Below are 25,352 nucleotides of genomic sequence, written 5' to 3' on the forward strand. Positions count from 1 at the left end.
CGGTCTCGTCCTCGGCCACCTTGATGGAGGAGAGCACGCCGGACGCGGGGGCCGGGATCTCGGTGTCGACCTTGTCGGTGGAGACCTCGAGCAGCGGCTCGTCGGCCTCGACCCGCTCGCCCTCGGCTTTCAGCCAGCGGGTGACGGTGCCCTCGGTCACGCTCTCACCGAGCGCCGGCAGGGTTACGGAAACCGCCATGGTTTCTGTTGCTCCTAACGATCTGTGCGGATGGGTCGCGCCCGGGGATTAGTCGTGGGAGTGCAGCGGCTTGCCGGCGAGCGCCAGGTGGGCCTCGCCGAGCGCCTCGTTCTGCGTCGGGTGCGCGTGGATGAGCTGCGCGACCTCGGCGGGCAGCGCCTCCCAGTTGTAGACCAGCTGCGCCTCGCCGACTTGCTCGCCCATACGGTCACCGACCATGTGGACGCCCACCACGGCGCCGTCCCGCACCTGGACGAGCTTGATCTCGCCCGCGGTCTTGAGGATCTTGCTCTTGCCGTTGCCCGCGAGGCTGTACTTCAGGGCGACGACCTTGTCCGCACCGTACAGCTCCTTGGCCTTGGCCTCGGTGATGCCGACGGAGGCGACCTCGGGGTGGCAGTACGTCACCCGGGGCACGCCGTCGTAGTCGATGGGCACGGTCTTCAGACCGGCGAGACGCTCCGCCACGAGGATGCCCTCGGCGAAGCCGACGTGCGCGAGCTGAAGGGTCGGCACCAGGTCACCGACGGCCGAGATGGACGGCACGTTGGTCTGCATGTACTCGTCGACGAGGACGTAGCCGCGGTCCATGGCGACCCCGGCCTCCTCGTAACCCAGGCCCTGCGACACCGGGCCGCGGCCGACGGCGACGAGCAGCAGCTCGGCCTCGAAGGTCTTGCCGTTCTCCAGCGAGACCTTCACACCGTCGGCGGTGTATTCGACACCCGAGAAGCGGGAGCCGAGGGAGAACTTGATTCCGCGCTTGCGGAAGGCGCGCTCCAGCTGCTTGGAGCTGTCCTCGTCCTCGACCGGGACGAGGTGCGGAAGCGCCTCGACGATGGTGACGTCGGCCCCGAAGGACTTCCAGGCGGAGGCGAACTCGACGCCGATGACACCGCCGCCGAGCACGATGGCGGACTGCGGCACGCGGTCGAGCACCAGCGCGTGGTTGGAGGAGATGACGCGGTTGCCGTCGATCTCCAGGCCCGGCAGCGACTTCGGCACGGAGCCGGTCGCCAGCAGGATGTGGCGGCCCTCGTAGCGCTGGCCGTTCACATCGACCGAGGTGGGCGAGGAGAGCCGGCCCTCACCGGTCACGTAGGTGATCTTGCGAGAGGCGACCAGGCCCTGCAGGCCCTTGTACAGGCCGGAGATCACGCCGTCCTTGTACTTGTGCACGCCCTCGATGTCGATGCCGTCGAACGAGGTCTTCACACCGAATTCGGCGCCCTCGCGGGCCTGGTCGGCGATCTCACCGGCGTGGAGCAGAGCCTTCGTGGGGATGCATCCGTAGTGCAGGCAGGTGCCGCCCAGCTTGTCCTTCTCGATCAGTGCGACGTCCAGGCCCAGCTGTGCCCCGCGCAGGGCAGCGGCGTAACCACCGCTACCGCCTCCGAGGATCACTAGGTCGAAAACGGTGCTGGCGTCGTTCGCCACGTCACGTCCTCCATGCATGGTGCGCCGGAGCCGGTCTACGGCGACCGGGCGGCGGCTGTTGTTCGGCCGCTTTTCTGTCGGCCCTCGGTGTGGCTCGCCGGGTAAGCGAGCCGGGGGCCCTGTCCTGCCGAGACCCCATCTTCGCACTTGTTCCGGGGAGCCGGGACGCGGGGCCACGGTCTGAGACACCGGTATGCGCCTCGGCTGCGGTTACCCGAGCGTACGCCCGTACGGATTTCGTTGAAGGCGAACGGATCTTCCGGCAGGGGTACGGGTACGGCCCCGGGCGCGGTGCCCGGGGCCGTACGAGCTGCCGGTGCGGGCCGCGGCCCGGGTCAGGCCAGGTCGCCGGCGGCCGTGCGCTCGACCAGCCGGACCAGGGTGCGGACCGCCGCGCCCGTGCCGCCCTTGGGGGTGTAGCCGTACGGCGCTCCCTCGTGGAAGGCCGGGCCCGCGATGTCCAGGTGCGCCCAGGTGATGCCGTCGCCCACGAACTCCTTGAGGAACAGGCCCGCGACCAGGCCGCCGCCCATCCGCTCGCCCATGTTGGAGATGTCGGCGACCGGCGAGTCCATGCCCTTGCGCAGCTCGGTGGGCATCGGCATCGGCCAGGACTGCTCGCCGACCTCCTCGGCGATCTCGTGGATCGCGGTGCGGAAGGCGTCGTCGTTCGCCATGATCCCGAAGGTGCGGTTGCCCAGCGCCAGGACCATCGCGCCGGTCAGGGTGGCCACGTCGACGATCGCGTCGGGCTTCTCCTCGGAGGCGCGGGTGAGCGCGTCGGCGAGGACGAGCCGGCCCTCGGCGTCGGTGTTCAGCACCTCGACGGTCTTGCCGCTGTACATGGTGAGGACATCACCGGGGCGGGTCGCCGTGCCGGACGGCATGTTCTCGGCGAGCGCCAGCCAGCCGGTGACATTGACCGGCAGGCCCAGCTTGGCCGTGGCCACGACGGCGGCGAAAACGGCGGCGGCGCCGCTCATGTCGCACTTCATCGTCTCGTTGTGGCCGGCCGGCTTGAGGGAGATGCCGCCCGAGTCGTACGTGATGCCCTTGCCGACGAGGGCGATGGACTTCTTCGCCTTGGGGTGGGTGTAGGCGAGCTTCACCAGGCGGGGCGGGTTGGCCGAGCCCTGGCCGACGCCCATCAGGCCGCCGTAGCCGCCCTTGGCGAGCGCCTTATCGTCCAGGACCTCGATCTTGAGGCCGTGCTCCTTGGCGGCGTCCTGCGCGGCGGCGGCGAACGACGTCGGGTTGAGGTCGTTGGAGGGGGTGTTGACGAGGTCGCGGGCGCGGTTGACCTCGGCGATGAGGGCGGTGGCGCGCTCCGCGGCCGCCTTGAAGGCCTTGTCACGGGGCTTGCCGCCGAGCAGCACCACCTCGGCGAGCGGCTCCTTCTTGTCGTCCTTCTTCTTGCCGTTGCCGTTGCCGTCGGCGTTGCTGTTGCCGTTGTTGCGGTAGGTGTTGAAGGCGTACGCGCCGAGCAGCGCGCCCTCGGCGATCGCCGAGGCGTCCCCGCTGTCCTGGACGGGGAGCGCGAACGCGCCCTTCTTCGAGCCCGCGAGCGCACGGGCGGCGGCACCGGCGGCGCGGCGCAGCGCCTCCGTACCGAAGCCCTCGCCCTTGGCGGGGGTGTCTCCGAGACCGACCGCCAGCACGACCGGGGCCTTGAGACCGGACGGGGCGGGGAGCTTGGTCACCTCGCCCTCGCCGCCGGAGGCGCCGAGGGTCTCGAGGACGGTGGCCAGCTTCCCGTCGAACGCCTTGTCCACGGCCTCGGCGCCGGGCGCGACGACCGGGCTCTTGTCGCCCTTGGCCACGCCGATGACGACGGCGTCCGCGCGGAGCGTCGCCGCGGAGGAGGTGCTGATAGTCAGTGCAGTCACGGGTTGGGGTTCCTCTTCCATGTGCGTTCCTCGGCCAGTCGGTGGGCCGGCCGCCGCGAGCCCACGGGGCCGTACCGTGCTGCGCACGGCCCCGGGCGCTGTGTGCATCGTATGCCGCCCGCCTCCCGCTTTCGTCGGGCGAACTCCGACATCTCGCCTGCCCACGGGCCCAGGGGCGGGGGCCCGCCCGTTGAACCCTCGGCTCGAGGCCCCCGGTACCGCGTCTGCGACGCGGTCTCTTCCTGCCCGCCCGCCCTTCAAAAGACGGGCAGGTGGGAAACCGCCCCGCAAGGCGCGGGCGGGCGCGCAGGCCGGGGTATGGGGTAGTCGGCGTCAGCCGAGGGCGAGAACCAGAAGGGCGGCCGTCGCCGCCGTTTCTGCGAGGGCGCCGAAGACGTCGCCCGTGACGCCGCCGAAGCGGCGCCGGCAGTGGCGGAGGAGGAGTTCGGCCGAGGCGACGCCGGCCAGCGCGGCCAGCGCGTGGTGCGCGGCGCCATAGGCCCCGAAGCCGCCCCCCGCGGTCCCGCAGGCCGCGACGGCGAGGACACCCGCGGCTGCCGCGGCCCGTACCGGCACGGTGCCCGCCACCGCCGCGCCGAGACCGCCGGGCCGCGCGGTCGGCACCCCCGCGCGGGAAGCGAGTGTGAGGGCCAGCCGAGCCGCCACGCCCGCGACGGCCGCCGCGACCGCACCGCGTGCGGGGCCCTCCGCGTACAGCTCGTGCAGGGCGGCGACCTGCGCCAGCAGCACCAGCACCAGCGTGATGACGCCGAAAGGACCGATGTCCGACTGCTTCATGATGCGCAGGGCGTCCTCGGCCGGCCTGCCGCTGCCCAGCCCGTCGGCGGTGTCGGCGAGACCGTCCAGGTGCAGCCCGCGGGTGAGCACCGCCGGTACGGCCGCCGCCGCCACCGCGGCGAGCAAGGGCCCGCCGCCCAGGGCCTGCAGAAGCCCGCCCGCGGCGGCCGCGCACAGCCCGACGGCCGCGCCGACGAGCGGAGCCCACAGCATCCCGGCCCGCGCCGCCGTGCGGTCCCACCGGGTGACCCGCACCCGGAAGACGGTCAGCGTGCCGAAGGCGAAGCGCAGTCCGTCAGTGGGGGAGGCGGAAGGGGCGGCGGAACCGGCCGGGCCGGGTGTCGTGTCGGTCATCGCGCGCAGGCTATCCCGCCCTCCGGCACGCATGTCCCGTACGGGTGTCCCGTACGCATCTCCCACGAACCGGGCCCCACCGCACCAGTGCGGTGAATTGCTCTAAGGACAAAAGGGGCATAAGGGTATAGCGCTGAAGAGCGGATCACATCGGAAGCGAGGAAACAGGTGCCATGGGCGGCTGGTGGGAGCGGAACATCGTCGAACCCGGCAAACTCCCCCTCTTCCTTGCCCTCTTCGCGTTCATCCTCACCTTCCTGATCACCCGCTCCATCACGCGCATGATCCGCGCCGGGAAGGGGCCCTTCCGCAACGTCAGCCCTGGCGGTACGCACATCCACCACGTCGTCCCCGGCATCGTGCTCACCGTCTTCGGCGGATTCGGGGTGATCGCCGGTTACGGGCACGGCTTCGGCAGCGGGTTCGCGGCGGTCGTCTTCGGCATGGGCGTGGGTCTGGTGCTCGACGAGTTCGCGCTCGTCCTGCACCTCCACGACGTCTACTGGACCGAGCAGGGCCGGCAGAGCGTCGAGGTCGTCGTACTCACCGCGGCTCTGGTCGGCCTCATGCTTCTCGGCTTCGTGCCCTTCGGCGTGAACGGCATGACCGAGGAGGAACAGCAGGACCGCGCCACCCTCATCGGGAACATCGCCCTCAACTTCCTCATCGCCCTGGTCGCCCTGGTGAAGGGCAAACTCAGGCTCGCCGTGATCGGGGCCTTCGTACCGTTCGTCGCACTCTTCGGCGCCGTACGTCTCGCCAGGCCCGGCTCGCCCTGGGCCAAGCGCTTCTACCGGAAGCGGCCGCGGGCCAGAGCGCGGGCGCACGTGCGCGCGTACCGGCACGACCAGCGCTGGAGCAAGCTGCGCCGCCGGTTTCAGGACTTGGTCGCCGGTGCCCCCAGCCGCTGACGGACACGGCGGTGCTCCCGCCGCCTCCGCCAGGCCGCGTATGCCGTCTGTGCGGTGCACAGCACCAGGACCGCGGCGATGGCGGCCAGGTGCTCCTTGCCCGCCAGATTGGGCTTGACGATCACCTCGACGACCATCGCGGCCACGACCAGTCCGGCCGTGAACCACGCCCGGTGGCGCCAGGACACGTACACCGCGAGGCCGACGACTGCGGCGGAGGGCCCGGTGTCGTGGACCAGGGCGTCCTCGGCGGGCAGGCCGAGAAATCCGCCGGGCCCGACGGCCGTGCCGTAGCGCGCGTACAGCGTCCCGGCGAGCGTCGCCAGATACCCGACCAGCAGGGTGCGCAGCCGCCCCAGGCAGATCTCGCAGATGCCGAAGACGACGAGGATCTGGGCGAGCGCGCCCCAGACGGGCAGGTCGAGGGCGGGGACGAAGACCGACAGGGGGGTGCGGAGGACGGCCGGCCACCAGGGCTGCGCGGCCTGTACGCAGCCGATGTCCTGGACCGGCCGGTAGCCCCACGGCTGGTTCTGCACCAACTGGAACAGCGCGGTCAGGCACACGGCGGCGACGGTCATGGGAATCGCACCGAGTACGGCGGGCCGCTTGCGTACGAGTGTGTCCCGTACGGCCTCGTACACCGCCCCCCACTCGGCGCGGGCGGCGCGCCCGAGCGTCGCGGCGGCTCCGGACTGCGCTGCGCAGTGGGGGTGCACGTGGACTTCTCCCGTGAAAGTCGATCAACTGGCCCATGAAGAGCGGCGATTCGGGAGAAGCCGGGTGGTTTACGGCACCGCGGCCCAGCAGCGGTGTCGTCGACACCGGCCCGTGGTGCGGGTCGGTCAGTCGCGCTCGGACTTCTCCGGCGGCTCGCCCTCGCCCGTCCCCGGCGCCGACCCCGTAGCCGTCCCTGTCTCCGGCTCCGGTTTTGGTTCCGGCTCCGGCTCCGGCTCAGGGCGCTCGGGCAGTTCCGCCGCCAGGGCGGCCGCCGCCTGCACCAGCGGCAGAGCGAGCAGAGCCCCCGTTCCCTCGCCCACAGTGACGCCGTGGTCGAGCAGCGGGTTGAGTGCCATCCGGTCAAGTGCCTTCGCCTGCGCGGGCTCGCCGCTCGCCTGGCCCGCCAGCCACCAGTCCGGCGCCCGGAACGCCACCCGCTGCGCCACCAGCGCACACGCGGCGGACACGACCCCGTCGAGGATCACGGGCGTACGGCGCACAGCGCACTGCAGCAGGAACCCGGTGATCGCGGCGAGGTCGGCGCCGCCGGTCGCGGCGAGCAGCTCGAGCTGGTCGCCCAGGACGGGGCGGGCGCGGCGCAGCGCGTCGCGGATCGCGGCGCACTTGCGCATCCACGCGAGGTCGTCGATACCGGCGCCGCCGCGGCCGGTGACCACGGACGCGTCGGTGCCGCAGAGCGCGGCGATCAGCGCGCCCGCGGCCGTGGTGCCGCCCACGCTCAGATCGCCGAGGACGACGAGGTCCGTGCCGGAGTCCGCCTCCTCGTCCGCCACCGCCATTCCGGCGCGGAACGCCTGCTCCGCCTCGTCGGCGGTGAGCGCGTCCTCGACGTCGATACGGCCGGAGCTGCGGCGGACGCGGTGCCGTACGACCTCCTCGGGCAGCTCGCCCGGGTCGCAGTCCACGGCCATGTCCACGACGCGTACGGGGACGCCGAAGCGGCGGGCGAGCACGGCGACGGGGCTCTCGCCGTCGAGGACGGCACGTACGAGGTCCCGGGTGGTGCCGGGACGGCGGGCGGAGACGCCGAGCCCAGCCACGCCGTGGTCACCGGCGAACAGCACGACGCGCGGGTGCTCGACCGGCTTCACCGGGACCGCGCTCTGCGCGGCGGACAGCCACTCGCCGAGTTCGTCGAGGCGCCCGAGCGCGCCGGGACGTACGACGAGGCGCTCCCGCCGCTCTTCGGCGTCGCGTCGGACGCCGCCGTCGGGACGCTCGATCAGATTGCCGAAGTCCTCGAGATTCAGGCCGCTCACGCGCGGAACCTTACCGTCGCCGCGACGGCCGCCGCCGCCCCGGGCGGCGCCCCGCGCTCACCCCTCACCCCGCCGCCAGGACGGCGCGGGCGAGGGCGGCAACTCCCCTGCGGATGTGCTGCCGTGACGTCCCGCTTGCCGTGAGGTGCTCGATCAGGTCGCTGCGTACGGCGGCCAGCAGGGCATGGGCGAGAAAGTCGGTGTCCTGCTCGCCGCGGACCTCGGCCAGGAGCGAGGCGAGTTGCGTGTGCCACAGGGCGTAGGTGTCGTTCCGGTACGGACTTCCGCTGCCCGCGCTCTCCAGGGCGAGCATCAGGGGGTGGATCTCCAGCTTCAGCCGCAGCAGTGCGTCGAGCAGGGCGAGGACGCGCTCGTCCGCCGGGGCGCCGGGGCCGAGGGGCGGTGGACCCGCGACGGCACCGGCCCTCAGCTGTTCGGTGCGCTGCTCGACGAGGGCCCTGACGAGGCCGACGCGGTCGCCGAACCGGCGGAAGAGCGTGCCCTTGCCGACCCCGGCGGCCGCGGCGATGTCGTCCATGGATACGCGGTCCGGGCTGCCGCGCTCGGCGAACAGGCGCGCCGCGGCGGCCAGTACCGCCTCCCGGTTGCGGACGGCGTCGGCTCGCTCCTTGCGTGCGGGCGGCACGGTTCCTCCTCGGGGTGGACTGGAAAAGCGCGGACCGTTGGTCCGTATAGTCGAAACCGGACCGACGGTCCGCATGCTATCGCGGACGTCATCGACCGAGGGAAAGGACCGCACCATGGCGGACACCACGCCGGCCGGCGTCTTCCGGCACGGAATGGACCTGCTGCTGGCCAAGGACATCGCGGGGTGGGTGGATCTGTGGGCCGAGGACGGCGTCATCGAGTTCCCCTTCGCCCCGCCCGGCGCCCCGCGCCGCCTGGAGGGCAGGGCCGCAGTGCAGGCGTACATGGCGCACTACCCGGACCACATCGACCTCGCCGCCCTCCCGTACCTGGAGGTGCACCGGACCGAGGACCCCGAGGTCGTCATCGTCGAGATGCGCGCGGAGGGGCGCGCGGTGGCCACCGGCAAGCCGTTCGCGTCGTCGTACATCGCGGTCGTCACCATCAAGGACGGCCTGTTCACGCACTACCGGGACTACTGGGACCCGCTGGCCGCCCTGGAGATCGCGGGCGGAACCGACGCCCCCTTCGCCGGTTCGCAGCGGTGACCGGCGACATGGCCGGGCGCGGGACGGTCCTGGTGACCGGCGGCACCGGCAAGACCGGCAGCCGGATCGCGGCCCGGCTGGCCGCCGCCGGCTTCCAGGTCCGCGCGGCCGGCAGGCGGCCCGCCCCTGCCCTCGAGGTGGAGCGGGTGCGCTTCGACTGGGACGACCCGTCAACCCACAATCCGGCGCTCGACGGCGCACGCCGCCTCTACCTCGTAGCGCCCGCCGGCGCCCACGACCCCGCCGCCCCGATGCTCCCGTTCCTGCGCCGGGCGCGGAAGGCCGGAGTCCGCCGCGTGGTCCTGCTCAGCTCGTCCGCCATCTCCGAGAGGGACGGCGGGCTCGGCGAGGTGCACCGGGCCGTCCGCGAACAGTTCCCCGAGTGGGCCGTGCTCCAGCCGTCCTGGTTCATGCAGAACTTCACCGGCGACCACCTCCACGCCCACAGCATCCGCGCCCATGACGAGATCGTGACGGCCACCGGTGACGGCCGGGTCGGCTTCGTCGACGTCGAGGACATCGCCGAGGTCGGCGTACGGGCGCTTGCGGACGAGCGCCCGCACAACACCGCCCACCTCATCACCGGTCCCGAGGCGCTCAGTTACGGCGATGTCGCCGCCACCGTCTCCCGCGTGGCCGGCAGGCCGGTCCGCCACCGCTGCGTCGAACTCGCCGCCATGCGCGACCGGTTGACCGCCGACGGTATTCCGGAGCGGTTCGCCGCACTCCTCGCGGGCATGGACCGGGCCATTGCCGGAGGGAGCGAGGACCGCACCAGTCCTGTCGTGCAACGCGTCACGGGCCGACCGCCCCGCTCCTTCGCCGACTTCGCCGCCGCCCACGCACCCGCCTGGCAGCGGTGACGGAGGGGTGGCCCGTCGCAGGGCCGCTCAGGAGCGCGGGCGGAGCGGGAGCGGCTGGCCCGCCACGACCAGGAGGACGTCTTCGCACTCGGCCGCGAACGCGGCGTTCAGACGCCCCAGTTCGTCGCGGAAGCGACGCCCCGCGGACGTCGCCGGGTGCACCCCGGACCCCACCTCGTTCGACACGGCGACGACCGTTCGCCGTGTCGCCCGTACCGCCGCCACCAGCGCATCCGTCCGGTCGTGCAGCTCCCGCCGCGCCCCGCCCGAAGCCCACCGCCCGTCGTCCCACGCCCCGGCCGAGTCCATCGCGTCCGTCAGCCACAGCGCGAGGCAGTCGATGAGCAGCGGCGGACCGTCCTCCGCCAGCAGCGGGACCAGGTCGCAGGTCTCGACCGTGCGCCAGGAGCCGGGGCGCCGCTCCCGGTGCCGGGCAACCCGGTCCGCCCAGTCGCTGTCGCCCTCCCGCGCGCCGCCCGTCGCCACGTACACCACGTCGGGGAAGGACTCCAATCGCCGCTCCGCCTCGACCGACTTCCCCGAGCGCGCCCCGCCGAGGACGAGCGTGCGCCGCGGCACGTCGGGGATCGCGTGGTACTCGCCGACCACCAGCGTCCGACCGTCCGGGACCGCCCGCGCGCCCGCCGCCGCCAGCCTGCGGTGCAACTCGGCGCCCGGGGGCACGTCGTGGTCGATGTGGACGGCCACCACGTCCGTGGTCGCCGCGACCGCGCCCGCGGCGCGCAGCTTGGCGAGTGCGTCGGGCCGCCCGGTCACGTCGAGCACCGCCATGTCGTACGGCTCGTGCCCTTCGGACAGGCCCGCGGGCGCGGCCTCCGGCGGCAGGTACAGCAGCCGGTCCCCTTCGGGGCCCGTCACCGCGTAGCCCGTCCCGGGCACGTCCACCGCGATGGCCCGCACCCGGTGGCCGCTGATCAGCGCGAGCTCGCGCCCGTCGGGCACCCGGGCCGGCGCCGGAAGCCCGGCCGGGACCTCGACGGCGGGCCCGTTGTGCGGGTGGGACAGCAGCATCTGACGTACGCCGGTCAGCGTCTGGCCCGCGCGGGCGGCGGCCAGCGCGGCGCCCGGTGTGAGGTCCAGCAGCAGCGCCCCGTCGGCGAGCAGTGCGGTCGCGGCCCGCGCCTCGTCGCCGACGGCGGTCGCGCAGGCGGCGCAGGGGCAGTCGGGGCGGGGCAGCCCGCCGGGGGTTCCGGTGCCGAGCAGAGTGATTTCCACGCCCTGATCGTCTCGCGTCGCCGCGCGACGGGCGCGCGGGGTCCACCCGGACGGCCCGTTAGGCTGCGGGACTGCGGGAAGTATCCGCTCGGAGTGGTTCAGAGGGACTCGGGAGGCGCATATGGCATGGACGTGGCGGTTCGAGAAGGCCGACGGTACGGAGACGGTGCCCGCCATCGAGCCCGAGGAGTTCAGCACCCAGGGCGACGCCGAGTCCTGGATCGGCGAGACATGGAAGGACCTGCTGGACGGGGGCGCGGACCAGGTGACGCTCTTCGAGGACGGCACCAAGGTCTACGGACCGATGAGCCTGAACGCCGACTGAAGCCGACGGCACGCCGGCTGACGCCGGCGGAGGCCGGCTGAAGGCGCCCCGTACTCAGCCGCGTACGCCGCACAGGTGCAGCAGCGCCGCCACCGCGCGATACGGGTCGGTGCGCCCGGCCCGCTCCTCCGCGGCGAGTATCCGCTCCAGCTCCTCGGTGCTCCGCGGCTGCTCGTCGTCACCGGCCGGGTCGGTGAAGACCCGTACCCCGTACCAGGCGTGCAGCGGGGCGCCGATCCCGGCGAGGGTGGCCGTGAGCGCGCTGAGCCGGTCGGCCCGCACCTCCAGGCCGATGCGGTTCGTGTAGACCGGGGAGTCGAACGCGGACAGCGCGTTCTCCCAGTCGCCCGCGAGACCGGGCCGCATCGCCAGCGCGTCGGCGTTCCGTACGAGCAGTGAGAGCAGCCCGCCCGGGGCCAGCACCCGGGCGAGGCCCGCCAGCATCGCGTCGGGCTCGGCCAGGTACATCAGCACCCCGTGGCACAGCACCACGTCGAAGCTGCCCGGCAGGAAGTGGACGCCGGTGTCGCGGCCGTCGCCCTCGATGAGGCGGACCCGTTCGCGTATGCCCTCCGGCTCCGCGGCCAGCGCGGTGCGGACCGCGGACAGCATCTGCGCGTCCGACTCCAGGCCTGTGATCATGTGGCCCGCGCGGGCCAGCCGCAGCGCCTGCGTCCCTTGGCCGAGGCCGACGTCGAGGACGCGGAGCCGCTGTCCCACCGGGAAATGGCCGGTTATCTGCTCCTCGAGCTGCCGGGCGACCAGCTCCTGGCGGACGGTATTCCGCACGCCTCCGAGCTTGCCGAGCCAGCCTGCCGCGCCCCCGGTGAAGCCACTCGGAGCGCTCAGGGCCGCTCTCCGCGCTTGACCTGCGGCTTCGGCAGCCGCAGCCGGCGCATCTGGAGGGTGCGCATCAGGGCGTACGGCACGGCCCCGCGGAGGTTCTCGTCCGGGAAGCGGGTGCGCAGCTGCTTCTTCAGGCGGAAGGAGATGCCGAACGAGTCGATCACGATCATCACGATGACGCCCAGCCACAGCAGCAGCGAGATGTTCTTGATCGCGGGCGACGGCAGCATGCTCAGCACCAGGATGAGCACCGCGAGCGGCAGGAAGAACTCCGCGACGGCGAAGCGTGAATCGACGAAGTTGCGGGCGAAGCGCCTGACCGGGCCCTTGTCGCGGGCCGGGAGGTAGCGCTCGTCGCCGCTCGCCAGCGCCTCGCGCTGCCGGGCCAGGGCCTCACGGCGGGCCTCCCGCTGGCGCTTGGCGCCGTCCTTGCGGTTGGTCGGCGTGGAGGCCAGGCTGCGGCGGCCCGACTGGGCCTCGCTGCGCTTGGGGGTGGGGCGGCCCTTGGGGGCCTGCGGGTCACGGGGCTGCGGCTGGTCCGCGGTCATCTTGGCGACCGTGGCCTGCTCGTCCTTGGAACGGCTTCGGAACACAAAGCCCAAGGGTACGGGGTCCGGGGGTGTGGACCCCAGCCCCGAGGGGAACGATCCGGCAACGGCACGTACGACCGCCGCGGCACAACAGCCACAGGACGCGACGGCACAACCGCCGCAGGACACGGCTGAACGGAGGCGGGCCCCGCCCCCCACCTACTCCTTGCGCCGGATACGGCGGTGCCGTGATCGTCCTGCAGGAGGAGCGCATCGGGGCCCGATCAGTGCGGTAATAGAGGCAGGACCCGTACTGTTGGGTCATAGAGACGGCTTTAGTCCGAGCCCGGAAGAAGGGGGCGCGCGAGGCCCATGAGCGGTGTCATGAAGCGGATGGGGATGATCTTCCGCGCGAAGGCCAACAAGGCCCTGGACCGGGCCGAGGACCCGCGCGAGACCCTCGACTACTCGTACCAGAAGCAGCTCGAGCTGCTTCAGAAAGTCCGCCGCGGCGTGGCGGACGTGGCCACCTCCCGCAAGCGGCTCGAGCTGCAGCTCGGCCAGCTGCAGGGCCAGTCGACCAAGCTCGAGGACCAGGGCCGCAAGGCCCTCGCCCTGGGCCGCGAGGACCTGGCGCGCGAGGCGCTGTCCCGGCGGGCCGCGCTGCAGCAGCAGGTCACCGACCTGGAGACGCAGCACCAGACACTGTCGGGTGAGGAGGAGAAGCTGACGCTGGCGGCGCAGCGGCTGCAGGCCAAGGTGGACGCCTTCCGTACGAAGAAGGAGACCATCAAGGCCACCTACACCGCGGCCCAGGCGCAGACCCGGATCGGCGAGGCCTTCAGCGGCATCTCCGAGGAGATGGGCGACGTCGGCATGGCGATCCAGCGGGCCGAGGACAAGACGGCGCAGCTCCAGGCACGGGCCGGCGCGATCGACGAGCTGCTCGCCTCGGGCGCGCTCGACGACCAGAGCGGCATGGCCAAGGACGACATCGCGGCTGAGCTGGACCGGCTCTCGGGCGGCACGGACGTCGAGCTCGAGCTGCAGCGGATGAAGGCCGAACTGGCGGGCGGCAGCGGTTCGCCGCAGGCTATTGAGGGAGGCCAGCAGCAGGACCAGGGCCAGCAGGAACAGGACAAGACCAGGTTCGACAAGCAGTAGCCCTCCGCCCCGCGAGCCGTGGACCCGGGCGTAGCACGTACCGGACGTATCTGGAGGTCGTCATGATCGTGCGGATCATGGGGGAAGGGCAGGTGCGGCTGGCCGACAGCCACGTCGCCGAGCTCAACAAACTGGACGACGAGCTCGCCGCCGAGATGGACAGCGGCGACGAGGCCGGCTTCCGGCGGACGCTCCACGCGCTGCTCGAGGCGGTGCGGGAGTTCGGCGAGCCGCTGCCCGACGACTCCCTGGAACCCTCCGAACTGATCCTTCCGGCGCCCGACGCGTCGCTCGAAGAGGTCCGCGAGATGCTCAGCGAAGACGGGCTCATCCCTGGCTAGCGTCAGCCGTCTCCGACCCCTGGGGTCGTGGATCACAGGGCAGGTGTGGACCACGGCTCCAGGGGTTCTCGACGTACGGCCCGTCCGCGCGGTGCTCGGCGCTCGCCGCAGCCCTTACCGTTGCTTGTCGTGACCGTGACCTCTCTCGCCGTCGGGCAGGGCCTCGCCCGTCCCCAGCGCTGGCTGCGCGCCCACCCGCTGGCGCTGGACGCCGCCGTGGCCGCGGTCGTCCTCGTGCTCATCCTCCTCGGCATGGTGACCGAGCCGCACGGTCCGAGCGGGCCGCGGTACGGGGAGCGCACGCCCGAGGCGTCGAGCGTGGTCCTCGCGGTCCTCGCTGCCGCGGTGCTCGTGCTGCGCCGCCGCAGGCCCCGCCGGGTCCTCGCCGTCACCGGCCTGCTCACCCTGGCCGAGCTGGTGACGGGTCCTGGGGATCACGGTGCGCCGATAACGATGACCACGGCCGTCGCCGTCTACACCGTGGCCTCCCGCACCGACCGGTCCACGACCTGGCGGGTCGCCCTCCTGACCGCCGTGGCCCTCACCGCCACCGCCATGCTCTTCGGCGCCCGGCCCTGGTACGGCCAGCAGAACCTCGGGATCTTCGCCTGGAACGGCATGGCCGCGGCCGTCGGCGACGCCGTACGCAGCCGCCGCGCCTTCATCGACGCCATCCGCGAGCGGGCCGAGCGCGCCGAGCGGACCCGCGAGGAGGAGGCCCGCCGCCGGGTCGCCGAGGAGCGGATGCGGATCGCCCGCGAGCTGCACGACGTCGTGGCCCATCACATCGCGCTGGTCAACGTCCAGGCCGGGGTCGCGGCGCACGTCATGGACAACCGCCCCGACCAGGCCAAGGAGGCGCTGGCGCACGTACGGGAGGCAAGCCGCTCCGCGCTGAACGAACTGCGCGCCACGGTCGGCCTGCTGCGCCAGTTCGGAGACCCCGAGGCCCCCACCGAGCCCGCCCCCGGACTCGCCCTCCTCGACCAGCTGGTCGAGGGGTTTGCACGTGCAGGGCTTCCGGTCGAGGTCGAGGTGTCCTCGACCGCGCCGAAGGGGCCGTGGCACAGCCGCCGCGCCGAGGACGCGGCCGCGGTCATCGGCGAGCTGCCGACGGGCGTCGACCTGACCGCCTACCGGGTCGTGCAGGAGGCCCTGACCAACACCCACAAGCACGCGGGCGACGAGGCGCGCGCCGTGGTCCGTATCGCCAGGGCCTGGCAGTCCCTTGAGATCACGGTCCTGGACGACGGCGTCGGGGTGCCCGTGCTCGTGGAGGCCGGGGAGCAGGGCGCGGCGGACGGCGGGGACGAGGGAGCCGTGGACGCGGGCGGCGGCCACGGCCTGCTGGGCATGCGGGAGCGCGCGGCCGTGCTGGGCGGGGAGTGCGAGGCGGGACCGCGGTACGGGGGCGGCTTCCGGGTCCACGTACGCTTGCCGCTCATGACCGCGCGGGAGACCGCGTAAGAGACCGCGCAAGAGCAGGAGACCGCGTAAGAGGGGGGCCATGTGACGATCCGGGTGCTGCTCGCCGACGACCAGGCGCTGCTGCGCAGCGCGTTCCGCATCCTCGTCGACTCCGAGCCGGACATGGAGGTGGTGGGGGAGGCGTCGGACGGCGCGGAGGCGGTCCGGCTGGTGCGCGAGCGGGGCGCCGACGTCGTTCTCATGGACATCCGGATGCCCGGTACGGACGGGCTGGCCGCCACCCGCGAGATCAGCTCGGACCCGGCGCTCGACGGCGTACGCGTGGTGATGCTGACGACCTTCGAAGTCGACGAGTACGTCGTGCAGTCGCTGCGCGCCGGCGCCTCGGGCTTCCTCGGCAAGGGCGCGGAGCCCGAGGAGATGCTGTCGGCCATCCGGGTCGCGGCGGCGGGCGAGGCGCTGCTGTCACCGGCCGCGACCAAGGGCCTCATCGCCAAGTTCCTTGCCCAGCCGGAGGGTTCGGACCTTTCGGAGGAGCGGGGCCAGGAGGCCGCCCGGCTCGCCGCGCTCACCGGCCGCGAGCGCGAGGTACTCGTCCTCGTCGCGGGCGGACTCTCCAACGACGAGATCGCCGAGCGGCTCGCGGTGAGCCCGCTGACCGTCAAGACGCATGTGAACCGGGCGATGGCGAAGCTCGGCGCGCGCGACCGCGCCCAACTGGTGGTCATCGCGTACGAGTCGGGGCTGGTACGCCCAAGGGTGTAGCGGCGGGGGAGCGGGCCGTACTGCGGCTGCGGTACGCGCAGGCCCGCGAGAACCGACCTGCGAGCGAGGAAAACCGCCTCTCGCGTGGTTGATCGTATAAGCCGGGCATAAAGCCCTCTTCCGATCGGCAACAGAAGAGAGACCTCCACCCATGTCCTGGCTGTCCAGAATCAGCCTCGTACAACGCGGTTTGATCGCCTTGATGGCGATCATCGCGATCGCCTTCGGCGCCGTCGCGATACCTCAGCTCAAGCAGCAGCTGCTGCCCACGATCGAGCTGCCCATGGTGTCGGTGCTGGCCCCGTATCAGGGTGCGTCCCCCGATGCCGTCGAAAAGCAGGTCGTCGAACCGCTCGAGGACACCATCGAGTCGGTCGACGGCATTACGGGGATCACGTCGACGGCGAGCGAGGGCTCGGCCGTGATCATGGCTCAGTTCGACTACGGGAACGGCTCGAAGCAGCTCGTCGCCGATGTCCAGCAGGCCGTGAACCGGGCCCGCGCCCAGCTGCCGGACGACGTCGACCCGCAGGTCGTCGCGGGCTCCACCGACGACATGCCGACCGTCGTCCTCGCCGTCGCTTCGCCCGGCAAGGACCAGCAGGCGCTCGCCGACCAGCTGGACCGTACGGTCGTGCCCGTCCTCAAGGACATCGAGGGCGTCGGCCAGGTCACGGTGGACGGCGTCCAGGACCGGATCGTCTCGGTCACGCCGGACGACGCGAAGCTCGCCGATGCGGGGCTCACGGCGGCCGCGCTCGGCCAGGCGCTGGAGGCGGGCGGCGCGTCCGTGCCCGCCGGTTCCTTCGCCGAGGACGGCAGGAGCAAGACGGTCCAGGTGGGCGGGGGCTTCACCTCGCTGCGGCAGATCGAGGACCTGCGGGTGTCCGCCGCGGCGGCGGCCGGGGGAGGCCAGGGCGGCGACGGCGGCCAAGGCGGGAGCGGAGACTCCGGCGCGCCCCCGGAGCCCGTACGCCTGGGCGACGTCGCCACGGTCGAGGACGAGTCCGACACCCCGGTCTCCATCACCCGCACCAACGGCGAGCCGAGCCTCGGCATCGTCATGACGATGGGTCAGGACGGCAGCGCCGTCGCCATCTCCGACGCGGTCCAGGACAAACTGCCCGAGCTGCGCAAGGACCTGGGCTCCGGCGCCGAGCTGACGGTCGTCAGCGACCAGGGCCCGGCGGTCTCCAAGTCCATCGACAGCCTGACCACGGAGGGGCTGCTCGGCCTCCTCATGGCCGTCGTGGTGATCCTGGTCTTCCTGGTGTCGCTGCGCTCCACGCTGGTGACCGCGGTGTCCATCCCGCTGTCCGTCGTGATCACCCTGATCGTGCTGTGGTCCCGCGACCTCTCGCTCAACATGCTGACCCTCGGCGCGCTGACCATCGCCATCGGCCGGGTCGTGGACGACTCGATCGTCGTGCTGGAGAACATCCAGCGGCACCTGTCCTACGGAGAGGAGCGGCAGAAGGCCATCCTCGGCGCGGTCAAGGAGGTCTCCGGCGCGATCACCTCCTCGACGCTGACGACGGTCGCCGTCTTCCTGCCGATCGGTGTCGTCGGCGGCATGATCGGCGCGCTGTTCGGCCCCTTCTCCCTGACCGTCACGGTCGCGCTGCTCGCCTCGCTGATCGTGTCCCTGACGGTCGTACCCGTCCTCTCGTACTGGTTCCTGCGCGCTCCCAAGGGCTCAGAAGGCGTGGACCCGGAGGAGCTGCGCCGCGTCTCGGAGGCGAAGGAGGCGCGCAGCGCGCTCCAGCGGCTGTACGTGCCGGTGCTGCGGTTCGCCACCCGCCGCCGCTTCACCAGCCTCGTCATCGCGGTCCTGGTGCTGGTGGCCACCTTCGGCATGGCGCCGCTGCTGAAGACCAACTTCTTCGACGCGGGCGACCAGGACACCCTCTCGATCAAGCAGGAGCTCGAGCCCGGCAGCAGCCTGGCCGCCGCGGACGCCTCCGCCAAGAAGGTCGAGGAGACGCTCGACGGGATCGAGGAGGTGAAGGACTACCAGGTCACGGTGGGCTCATCCGGCATCCTGGCGGCCTTCGGCGGCGGTACGGGCGCCAACCAGGCCTCGTACCAGGTGAAGTTGGAGGACTCCGGCGACTCCGACGCGGCCATCGACAAGATCCGCGACGGCCTGGACGGGCTCGGCGAGGGCATCGGCCAGACCACGGTCCAGGCGGGCGACGGCTTCGGCAGCCAGGACCTGAGCGTGGTGGTCAAGGCCGCGGACGCGGGTGTGCTGCGGAAGGCGTCCGAGGAGGTGCGCGCGGAGGTCGCGAAGCTCGACGACGTCACCGACGTGCAGAGCGACCTGGCGCAGAGCGTTCCGCGGATCTCGGTCACGGGGAACGAGAAGGCCGCCCGGTACGGCTTCACGGAGGCGACGCTCGGCCAGGCCGTGGCCCAGGCGGTCCGCGGGGTCCCCTCCGGCAAGGCGGTCCTCGACGACACCGAGCGCGATGTGATGCTGAAGTCCGCGAAGCCCGCCACGACGGAGGCGCAGCTCAAGGGGTTGACGCTGGCCACCCCGGCGGGCGCGGTGAAGCTCGGCGAGATCGCCGAGGTCAGGACGGTGCCGGGACCGGTCCAGATGACCCGGATCGACGGCGCGCGGGCGGCGACGATCACAGCCAAGCCGACCGGTGACAACACCGGCGCGGCGAGCGCCGAGCTCCAGTCGAAGATCGACGCGCTGGATCTCCCGGACGGCGCGACGGCGGACATCGGCGGCGTCTCGCAGGACCAGGACGAGGCGTTCTCCTCGCTGGGCCTGGCGATGCTGGCGGCGATCGCGATCGTCTTCATGCTGCTGGTCGCGACCTTCCGGTCGCTGGTGCAGCCGCTGATCCTGCTGGTCTCCATCCCGTTCGCGGCGACCGGCGCGATCGGCCTGCTGGTCGCCACGGGTACGCCGATGGGCGTCCCGGCGCTGGTCGGCATGCTGATGCTGATCGGGATCGTGGTCACCAACGCGATCGTGCTGATCGATCTGATCAACCAGTACCGGGCGCAGGGTTACGGCGTCGTCGAAGCGGTCGTCGAGGGCGGCCGCCACCGGCTGCGGCCGATCCTGATGACCGCGCTGGCGACGATCTGCGCGCTCCTGCCGATGGCGCTGGCGATCACCGGAGACGGCGGCTTCATCTCGCAGCCGCTGGCCGTGGTGGTGATCGGCGGCCTGGTCACCTCCACGCTGCTGACGCTGCTGCTCGTCCCGACGCTCTACGCGATGGTCGAACTCCGCAAGGAGCGCCGCCGCGCAAAGCGCGCCGCCCGGCGCGCGGCGAAGCCGCCGACCCCGGCGCGGCCGACCGCGCCCGACGACGACCGCACGGCAGAACCGGCGAACGTCTGACGCTCGCCCGGAGGGCGAGTGCCCGGTCGGTTCCGACCGGGCACTCGCCGGCCGAGCCCGGCGCCCGCACACTGGGCTGCTTGCCCGGAGCACCCCTTCGGGCGCGGGTTTCCCATGCACCGCCCTGAAGGGGCGGGTGGGTCGGCCTCGCGTCGCGAGGCGCGCGGCGAAGTCGGCGGCCCTCCACGTCCGGGTGCCGTCGGACGCGGGCGACGACGACCACACGGCAGAACCGCCGAGCGTCTGAGTGCTTGGTCAACTGTGAGCCCCGGTCCATCGTGGCCGCGGCTCCCGCCGGTGGTCCGCCGCGGCCGGTGTCGTCCGGTGGGGTGAGGCCAGTGGCGCGGCGGAGTCGGCGGGCGTCTGGCCCGGCCTCCGCGCGCTCCCGGACGGCCTCGCGTTGCAGGCCGTCCGGGGCGGCGCGGAGGGCCTGGCCCGTTGGGGGGCGGGGCCCCTGTCCCCGGAACCCACGAAACCCGGGGCCTGGGCCCCGGGTTTCGCGGTCGTTCGGCTGCCTACGGCAGCATCAGCATCCGCTCCAGCGCGAGCTTCGCGAACTTCTCCGTCTCCGCGTCGACCTCGATCCGGTTGACCACCTTGCCGTCCGCCAGGGACTCCAGTGCCCACACCAGATGCGGCAGATCGATCCGGTTCATCGTCGAGCAGAAGCAGACCGTCCGGTCGAGGAAGACGATCTCCTTCCCCTCGTCAGCGAAACGGTTCGCCAGCCGCCGTACGAGATTCAGCTCCGTGCCGATCGCCCACTTCGACCCGGCCGGCGCCGCCTCCAGCGCCTTGATGATGTACTCCGTCGAGCCGACGTAGTCCGCCGCCGCCACGACCTCGTGCTTGCACTCCGGGTGCACCAGCACGTTCACGCCCGGGATCCGCTCCCGCACATCCCGTACCGACTCCAGCGAGAAACGCCCGTGCACCGAGCAGTGCCCGCGCCACAGGATCATCTTCGCCGCGCGCAGTTCCTCCGCCGTCACGCCACCGCCCGGCTTGTGCGGGTTGTAGACGACGCAGTCCTCCAGCGACATCCCCATGTCGCGGACGGCCGTGTTCCGCCCCAGGTGCTGGTCCGGCAGGAAGAGGACCTTCTCGCCCTGCTCGAAGGCCCAGTCCAGCGCCCGCTTGGCGTTGGACGAGGTGCAGATCGTCCCGCCGTGCTTCCCCGTGAAGGCCTTGATGTCCGCGGAGGAGTTCATGTACGAGACCGGGACCGTGACTTCGGCGATCCCGGCTTCGGTCAGCACGTCCCAGCATTCGGCCACCTGCTCGGCCGTGGCCATGTCGGCCATCGAGCAGCCCGCCGCCAGGTCCGGCAGGACGACCTGCTGGTTGTCCGCGGTCAGGATGTCCGCGGACTCGGCCATGAAGTGCACACCGCAGAAGACGATGTACTCGGCCTCGGGCCGCGCGGCGGCGTCCCGCGCGAGCTTGAAGGAGTCACCGGTGACGTCGGCGAACTGGATGACCTCGTCACGCTGGTAGTGGTGGCCGAGCACGAAGACCTTGTCCCCGAGCCTCGCCTTGGCCGCTCGGGCCCGCTCCACCAGGTCCGGATCGGACGGGGAGGGCAGGTCGCCTGGGCACTCAACACCGCGCTCGCTCTTCGGGTCGGCCTCCCGGCCGAGCAGGAGAAGAGCGAGCGGCGTCGGCTGGACATCGAGAGTTTGGGCGGTGGTCACAGACACGCACCCTTTCTGTTTCCGCAGACACGCCTTTTCGTCTGATTGACGCTATCTATCATAACCGCTTCGTGTCAGTTTGACGATGGCGATCGCGTCGATGTGACGCATTCCCGCGGCCTCTGCCGGGCACGCCGCCCGGCGCCGCTCCCGGGCCGCGCCAGGGTGTGCGAGCATGAACGCGGAAGAGAACGTGTCAGGCTCGGAATGAATCCGCGGCCCCGTTGGTTGCAGCCGACGGCAAGCAGTCCGTACAACCCAGGAGAGAAGCAGATGTCCGTTCAGGACGAGAAGACCAGCGTGAGCGACGGCATCATTCTGTCCGACGCCGCCGCGGCGAAGGTCAAGAGCCTGCTGGAGCAGGAAGGCCGCGAGGACCTCGCGCTGCGCGTCGCCGTCCAGCCCGGTGGCTGCTCCGGCCTGCGCTACCAGCTCTTCTTCGACGAGCGCTCGCTCGACGGCGATGTCGTGAAGGATTTCGACGGTGTGAAGGTCGTCACCGACCGGATGAGCGCCCCGTACCTGGGCGGCGCCTCCATCGACTTCGTCGACACCATCGAGAAGCAGGGCTTCACGATCGACAACCCGAACGCGACCGGCTCCTGCGCCTGCGGCGACTCGTTCCACTAGGAGTCCCGGGCTGGATGCCCAGCACCACACGCACGCCGAGGGCGGCGGATCTCACGGGATCCGCCGCCCTCGGCGTATCTGCGCCCGGCTCTGTCCAGCCCGGCTCTGTCCAGCCCGGCGGTGGATCAGTTCTGCGCCGGCCCGCCCTCGCCGGTCCCCTTCTGTACGGCCTTGCCGGTCGCGGCATCGACGACCTTGCGGTCGCCCAGCGGCTTGTCCAGGGTCACCTTCTTCTCGAAAAGCTTCGCGATCTTGATGCACACCTGGCCCGGCTTCTTCTCCTTGCCCGTGACCTGGACCTTCACCGTGCCGGGCGAGGAGGTGTCCGCGGAGGCCGAGTAGTCGCTGCACACCCCGCCCCAGAACCGTACGGTCAGCGTCCCGTCGTCGGCGCTGTAGGAATCGACGTGCACCGGAGTGCCGGCGCCGGGCTTGCCGGGCTTCCCCGGTTCCGCGGGCTGGGCCGTCGGCTCGTCGCCGCCCGTCCCCGGGCCGCCCGGCGACTCCGGCGCTGCCTGGGCGATGTACTTCTCCTGCACCGCGGGGTGGGTCACCGTGTACGTGCTCTGCCCGCCCTTCGCGCTCGGCTGCTCCACCTCGAACATCCACGACGGCACCAGCGCCTGCTGCCCCGCCACGAAGTGGATCGCCAGACCGAAGACCGCGTCGCGCACCTTCAGCGGCTTCGGCTCCTGCTGCGCCTGGTCCGGGGCCGCGCACGGCAGCGTGTGCGCCTCGCCGGGTTCGCCGCCCGGCTCCCTGCCGTCGTGCGGCACGGCCGACGCGCAGCCGCCGATGCCGACCTTGCCGCCGCCGCTCGCCTTGTTGAGCAGCTTCAGCGTGTCCGCGGCCCCGAGCACCGGATAGTCGGGGCCCTTCTTCAGCTCCGTCAGGTGGCCGCTGCCGCCGACCACCTGGCCGTCCGATCCGACCTGCAACCCGGTCTGCCAGCCGTACGAGGGCAGCTCGCCGTACACCGGATTCGCATTGACGATCCGTACGGCGCCGATGGTCCGGCTCGCGTCCAGCTTCGCCTCGCTCAGCCCGATGCCGTCCAGCACCGGCTCTGCCGCCTTCTTCGCCTTCTCCTCGGAGACCGGCCCGGCGCCGTCACCGCCGCCAGAGCCGTCCGCGCCGTCCGGGCCGTCCGGGGTGGCGCAGCCGGTCGGCCTCGATGCGGACGAGCCGTCGCCCTCCCCGTTCTGTGGCGCACTCATCGGCGGCTCGGCGCACTCGGGGCCGCCGCCCTTGCCGTACCGGACGTACGTCCATGTGCCGGGGGCCTTCTTGCTGACGTCCAGCGTCGGACCCGACGCGTCGCGGGTCAGCCCGAACTTCCAGGTGTCGTCGACCAGTCGCGGCGCTCCGGACACCCCGAGGGCCTCGGCCAGCTTCTCCGCCTGCGCGCGCGTCACCCCGTCCTGCGCGCGGTATACGGGCGCCGAGTCGGGTCCGTCGGGCAGCTCGCCCGTGGCGCGGTAGCGAGCGCCGTGCGGGTCAGGCTCACCGGGCGCGATCCCGGGGCCGTCCCCGGTCTCGCCCCGCGTGTACCCGTCCAGCTCGAGCGGCGGCGGTTCGCCCTGCCCGGCGGCCGGCGTGCCGTCCCCGCCCTCCGAAGCGGTCGAAGCCCAGTACGCGCCGCCGCCACCGGCCAGCAGCACCGCGGCCGCGACGGAGACGACGACGAGCGTCGGGCGCCGCCGCCACGGGGTCCCGTGCGTGGGACGGTCCGGGTCCGGCGTGCTCTTCGGTGTGCCGTCGGTGGGGGTCGTACCCCTGCCTTCGCCGGGGGTGCCCCCACCGCCTCCGGCAGGGGGCGTCTGGTCGCTGCTCACCGCATTGCTCCTTCGGCTCCGCCCGACAGATGCTGTCGGGTCCCTCATCCGTGGGACGCGGATTGGACGGAGCGGGGGAGCGCGTGGTTCCCGTCAGTCGCCTCAGTCGCCGTACGCCTCAGTCGCCGTACTCCGACATTCCGTCCAGCAGGTGGGCGGATGCGGGCGGGACCTCGACCCCTTGGATGCGCGAAGGCGACACGTGCTCGGCGGGGGGCGGCCCGGCGGCGGCCTCCGCCCAGCGCGGCGCCATCCGTGCGCAGTCGCCGCGGAGCTCGTCCATCGACTCCGGCTCGGCGGGGACGGGCGGGGGAGGGGAATCGGCGTGCTCGGTCATAGGCACTCCCGGTCCGGGGGAGTCCGCACAGCCGCGGACCCCGACACTCGAACCGTATGTACCCACTGAGGACCAAGAAAGACCTACTATCGGGTAGTTTTGCCAGGTCGGAACGGCGGGCCCGGAGCCGGTAGCGTGGGCGTCGCTCTCCTCACCGCTTCCCACCGCTTCGCGTCCGTCCAATCATCCCTTCACTCGCCGCAGGAGCAGATCCGTCGTGCGCATTGCTGTCACCGGCTCCATCGCCACTGACCATCTGATGACCTTTCCCGGCCGTTTCGCCGACCAGCTCGTCGCGGACCAGTTGCACACGGTCTCGTTGTCCTTCCTGGTCGACACCCTCGACGTGCGCCGGGGCGGCGTCGGGCCGAACATCTGCTACGGCATGGGGCTGCTGGGCCTGAGCCCGATCCTCGTCGGGGCCGCCGGCGAGGATTTCGCCGAGTACCGTGCGTGGCTGGACCGGCACGGGGTGGACACCGCCTCGGTCCACATCTCCGAGGTGCTGCACACGGCCCGTTTCGTCTGCACCACGGACACCGACCACAACCAGATCGCGTCCTTCTACACCGGCGCGATGAGCGAGGCCCGCAACATCGAGCTCAAGCCGGTCGCGGACCGGGTCGGCGGGCTCGACCTGGTGCTCGTGGGCGCCGACGACCCGGAGGCGATGATCCGCCACACCGAGGAGTGCCGCTCGCGCCGCATCCCCTTCGCCGCGGACCCCTCCCAGCAGCTGGCCCGTATGGAAGGTGACGACATCCGCGTCCTCGTCGACGGGGCGGCCTACCTCTTCACCAACGAGTACGAGAGCGCCCTGATCGAGTCCAAGACCGGCTGGACGGGGGAGGAGATCCTCGCCAAGGTCGGGACGCGCGTGACGACCCTCGGTGCGCGGGGCGTACGGATCGAGCGGCGCGACGAGGACCCGATCGAGGTCGGCTGCCCCGAGGAGGAGGCCAAGGCGGACCCGACCGGTGTGGGCGACGCCTTCCGCGCGGGCTTCCTGGCGGGGCTGTCGTGGGAGCTCTCGCTGGAGCGGGCGGCGCAGCTGGGCTGCATGCTGGCGACGCTGGTGATCGAGACGGTGGGGACGCAGGAGTACGAGCTGCGGCGCGGCCACTTCATGGACCGCTTCACCAAGGCCTACGGCCACGAGGCCGCCGCCGAGGTCCAGGCTCACCTGGCCTGACCCACCCAGGCGCTGCAC

At 72.1% G+C, this 25,352-nt stretch carries 24 protein-coding genes; 11 read left to right on the plus strand and 13 right to left on the minus strand.

Annotated elements, in window-relative coordinates; translation table 11 throughout:
• The 4 genes from ACTWP8_RS20330 to ACTWP8_RS20345 all read right to left on the minus strand — a co-directional run.
• On the minus strand, nt 1-199 hold a 199-nt coding region (locus ACTWP8_RS20330; RefSeq protein ID WP_443323583.1), incomplete at its 3' end, for a biotin/lipoyl-containing protein.
• Nucleotides 200-247: 48 nt separating this feature from the next.
• Nucleotides 248-1,636 (minus strand): dihydrolipoyl dehydrogenase, encoded by a 1,389-nt coding sequence (gene lpdA / locus ACTWP8_RS20335; protein WP_443315802.1) that lies wholly within the window; start codon nt 1,634-1,636, stop codon nt 248-250.
• 335 nt (nt 1,637-1,971) lie between these two features.
• On the minus strand, nt 1,972-3,522 hold the full coding sequence (locus ACTWP8_RS20340; protein ID WP_443323584.1) for a leucyl aminopeptidase: 1,551 nt from the start codon (nt 3,520-3,522) through the stop codon (nt 1,972-1,974).
• A gap of 333 nt (nt 3,523-3,855) precedes the next feature.
• Nucleotides 3,856-4,674: an adenosylcobinamide-GDP ribazoletransferase gene (locus ACTWP8_RS20345; RefSeq protein ID WP_443323585.1), complete on the minus strand. Its 819-nt coding sequence runs from the start codon at nt 4,672-4,674 to the stop codon at nt 3,856-3,858.
• 173 nt (nt 4,675-4,847) lie between these two features.
• Here ACTWP8_RS20345 and ACTWP8_RS20350 point away from each other — a divergent pair, with 173 nt between their 5' ends.
• Nucleotides 4,848-5,585 carry a hypothetical protein gene (locus ACTWP8_RS20350; protein WP_443323586.1) on the plus strand — a complete coding sequence of 246 codons (738 nt, stop codon included), beginning with the start codon at nt 4,848-4,850 and terminating at the stop codon, nt 5,583-5,585.
• On the opposite strand, the gene ACTWP8_RS20355 is transcribed toward ACTWP8_RS20350, so the two are convergent.
• The 3 genes from ACTWP8_RS20355 to ACTWP8_RS20365 all read right to left on the minus strand — a co-directional run bounded on the left by ACTWP8_RS20355 (nt 5,552) and on the right by ACTWP8_RS20365 (nt 8,231).
• Complete coding sequence (locus tag ACTWP8_RS20355; RefSeq protein WP_443323587.1) at nt 5,552-6,304, minus strand: hypothetical protein; 753 nt, start codon at nt 6,302-6,304, stop codon at nt 5,552-5,554. The genes ACTWP8_RS20350 and ACTWP8_RS20355 overlap by 34 nt on opposite strands.
• Nucleotides 6,305-6,430: 126 nt before the next feature.
• Nucleotides 6,431-7,585, minus strand: a complete 1,155-nt coding sequence (gene cobT / locus ACTWP8_RS20360) for a nicotinate-nucleotide--dimethylbenzimidazole phosphoribosyltransferase (RefSeq protein ID WP_443323588.1) — start codon at nt 7,583-7,585, stop codon at nt 6,431-6,433.
• A gap of 64 nt (nt 7,586-7,649) precedes the next feature.
• Nucleotides 7,650-8,231 (minus strand): TetR/AcrR family transcriptional regulator, encoded by a 582-nt coding sequence (locus ACTWP8_RS20365; protein ID WP_443323589.1) that lies wholly within the window; start codon nt 8,229-8,231, stop codon nt 7,650-7,652.
• 115 nt (nt 8,232-8,346) lie between these two features.
• Here ACTWP8_RS20365 and ACTWP8_RS20370 point away from each other — a divergent pair, with 115 nt between their 5' ends.
• Both ACTWP8_RS20370 and ACTWP8_RS20375 read left to right on the plus strand, forming a co-directional pair.
• On the plus strand, nt 8,347-8,781 hold the full coding sequence (locus ACTWP8_RS20370; protein WP_443323590.1) for a nuclear transport factor 2 family protein: 435 nt from the start codon (nt 8,347-8,349) through the stop codon (nt 8,779-8,781).
• 8 nt (nt 8,782-8,789) lie between these two features.
• Nucleotides 8,790-9,644 carry an NmrA family NAD(P)-binding protein gene (locus ACTWP8_RS20375; protein ID WP_443323710.1) on the plus strand — a complete coding sequence of 285 codons (855 nt, stop codon included), beginning with the start codon at nt 8,790-8,792 and terminating at the stop codon, nt 9,642-9,644.
• 27 nt (nt 9,645-9,671) lie between these two features.
• Here the strand turns inward: ACTWP8_RS20375 and ACTWP8_RS20380 are convergent, their stop codons facing one another.
• Nucleotides 9,672-10,880: a bifunctional adenosylcobinamide kinase/adenosylcobinamide-phosphate guanylyltransferase gene (locus ACTWP8_RS20380; RefSeq protein WP_443323591.1), complete on the minus strand. Its 1,209-nt coding sequence runs from the start codon at nt 10,878-10,880 to the stop codon at nt 9,672-9,674.
• A gap of 121 nt (nt 10,881-11,001) precedes the next feature.
• On the opposite strand from ACTWP8_RS20380, the gene ACTWP8_RS20385 reads away from it, so the two are divergent.
• Nucleotides 11,002-11,205 carry a hypothetical protein gene (locus ACTWP8_RS20385; RefSeq protein WP_443315793.1) on the plus strand — a complete coding sequence of 68 codons (204 nt, stop codon included), beginning with the start codon at nt 11,002-11,004 and terminating at the stop codon, nt 11,203-11,205.
• 54 nt (nt 11,206-11,259) lie between these two features.
• Here the strand turns inward: ACTWP8_RS20385 and ACTWP8_RS20390 are convergent, their stop codons facing one another.
• Nucleotides 11,260-11,994, minus strand: coding sequence for a methyltransferase domain-containing protein (locus ACTWP8_RS20390; RefSeq protein ID WP_443323592.1), 735 nt, complete (start codon nt 11,992-11,994; stop codon nt 11,260-11,262).
• A gap of 56 nt (nt 11,995-12,050) precedes the next feature.
• The gene (locus ACTWP8_RS20395; protein WP_443323593.1) at nt 12,051-12,644 is read right to left on the minus strand and encodes a DUF3043 domain-containing protein; all 594 of its coding nucleotides are present in this window, start codon (nt 12,642-12,644) and stop codon (nt 12,051-12,053) included.
• 309 nt (nt 12,645-12,953) lie between these two features.
• Between ACTWP8_RS20395 and ACTWP8_RS20400 the strand changes: the two genes are divergently transcribed.
• The 5 genes from ACTWP8_RS20400 (at nt 12,954) to ACTWP8_RS20420 (ending at nt 19,646) form a co-directional block, all read left to right on the plus strand.
• On the plus strand, nt 12,954-13,745 hold the full coding sequence (locus ACTWP8_RS20400) for a PspA/IM30 family protein (protein ID WP_443323594.1): 792 nt from the start codon (nt 12,954-12,956) through the stop codon (nt 13,743-13,745).
• 62 nt (nt 13,746-13,807) lie between these two features.
• Nucleotides 13,808-14,086, plus strand: coding sequence for a PspA-associated protein PspAA (gene pspAA, locus ACTWP8_RS20405; protein WP_443323595.1), 279 nt, complete (start codon nt 13,808-13,810; stop codon nt 14,084-14,086).
• A gap of 129 nt (nt 14,087-14,215) precedes the next feature.
• On the plus strand, nt 14,216-15,553 hold the full coding sequence (locus tag ACTWP8_RS20410; protein WP_443323596.1) for a sensor histidine kinase: 1,338 nt from the start codon (nt 14,216-14,218) through the stop codon (nt 15,551-15,553).
• Between the two features lie 42 nt (nt 15,554-15,595).
• Entirely contained in the window at nt 15,596-16,279 is a 684-nt protein-coding gene (locus tag ACTWP8_RS20415; RefSeq protein WP_443323597.1) for a response regulator, read from the plus strand.
• Nucleotides 16,280-16,430: 151 nt separating this feature from the next.
• Nucleotides 16,431-19,646: an efflux RND transporter permease subunit gene (locus tag ACTWP8_RS20420; RefSeq protein ID WP_443323598.1), complete on the plus strand. Its 3,216-nt coding sequence runs from the start codon at nt 16,431-16,433 to the stop codon at nt 19,644-19,646.
• A gap of 515 nt (nt 19,647-20,161) precedes the next feature.
• On the opposite strand, the gene nadA is transcribed toward ACTWP8_RS20420, so the two are convergent.
• Entirely contained in the window at nt 20,162-21,340 is a 1,179-nt protein-coding gene (nadA, locus tag ACTWP8_RS20425; RefSeq protein WP_443315785.1) for a quinolinate synthase NadA, read from the minus strand.
• A gap of 273 nt (nt 21,341-21,613) precedes the next feature.
• Here nadA and ACTWP8_RS20430 point away from each other — a divergent pair, with 273 nt between their 5' ends.
• Entirely contained in the window at nt 21,614-21,970 is a 357-nt protein-coding gene (locus ACTWP8_RS20430) for a HesB/IscA family protein (protein ID WP_436766062.1), read from the plus strand.
• Between the two features lie 125 nt (nt 21,971-22,095).
• Here ACTWP8_RS20430 and ACTWP8_RS20435 read toward each other — a convergent pair whose 3' ends face one another.
• Both ACTWP8_RS20435 and ACTWP8_RS20440 read right to left on the minus strand, forming a co-directional pair.
• Entirely contained in the window at nt 22,096-23,805 is a 1,710-nt protein-coding gene (locus ACTWP8_RS20435) for a hypothetical protein (protein ID WP_443323599.1), read from the minus strand.
• A gap of 118 nt (nt 23,806-23,923) precedes the next feature.
• Complete coding sequence (locus tag ACTWP8_RS20440; RefSeq protein WP_443323600.1) at nt 23,924-24,142, minus strand: hypothetical protein; 219 nt, start codon at nt 24,140-24,142, stop codon at nt 23,924-23,926.
• 217 nt (nt 24,143-24,359) lie between these two features.
• Here ACTWP8_RS20440 and ACTWP8_RS20445 point away from each other — a divergent pair, with 217 nt between their 5' ends.
• Nucleotides 24,360-25,334 (plus strand): carbohydrate kinase family protein, encoded by a 975-nt coding sequence (locus ACTWP8_RS20445; RefSeq protein ID WP_443315782.1) that lies wholly within the window; start codon nt 24,360-24,362, stop codon nt 25,332-25,334.
• Nucleotides 25,335-25,352: the final 18 nt, after the last annotated feature.

The organism is Streptomyces sp. 7N604, from assembly GCF_052245475.1.
Classification (GTDB): Bacteria; Actinomycetota; Actinomycetes; order Streptomycetales; family Streptomycetaceae; genus Streptomyces.

Excerpts from the sequence above, each read along its gene's own strand:
- ACTWP8_RS20345 (WP_443323585.1), bottom strand. The coding sequence starts at position 4,674 with ATGACCGACACGACACCCGGCCCGGCCGGTTCCGCCGCCCCTTCCGCC.
- ACTWP8_RS20350 (WP_443323586.1), top strand. The coding sequence starts at position 4,848 with ATGGGCGGCTGGTGGGAGCGGAACATCGTCGAACCCGGCAAACTCCCC.
- ACTWP8_RS20370 (WP_443323590.1), top strand. The coding sequence starts at position 8,347 with ATGGCGGACACCACGCCGGCCGGCGTCTTCCGGCACGGAATGGACCTG.
- ACTWP8_RS20375 (WP_443323710.1), top strand. The coding sequence starts at position 8,790 with ATGGCCGGGCGCGGGACGGTCCTGGTGACCGGCGGCACCGGCAAGACC.
- ACTWP8_RS20385 (WP_443315793.1), top strand. The coding sequence starts at position 11,002 with ATGGCATGGACGTGGCGGTTCGAGAAGGCCGACGGTACGGAGACGGTG.
- ACTWP8_RS20400 (WP_443323594.1), top strand. The coding sequence starts at position 12,954 with ATGAGCGGTGTCATGAAGCGGATGGGGATGATCTTCCGCGCGAAGGCC.
- pspAA (WP_443323595.1), top strand. The coding sequence starts at position 13,808 with ATGATCGTGCGGATCATGGGGGAAGGGCAGGTGCGGCTGGCCGACAGC.
- ACTWP8_RS20420 (WP_443323598.1), top strand. The coding sequence starts at position 16,431 with ATGTCCTGGCTGTCCAGAATCAGCCTCGTACAACGCGGTTTGATCGCC.
- ACTWP8_RS20430 (WP_436766062.1), top strand. The coding sequence starts at position 21,614 with ATGTCCGTTCAGGACGAGAAGACCAGCGTGAGCGACGGCATCATTCTG.
- ACTWP8_RS20440 (WP_443323600.1), bottom strand. The coding sequence starts at position 24,142 with ATGACCGAGCACGCCGATTCCCCTCCCCCGCCCGTCCCCGCCGAGCCG.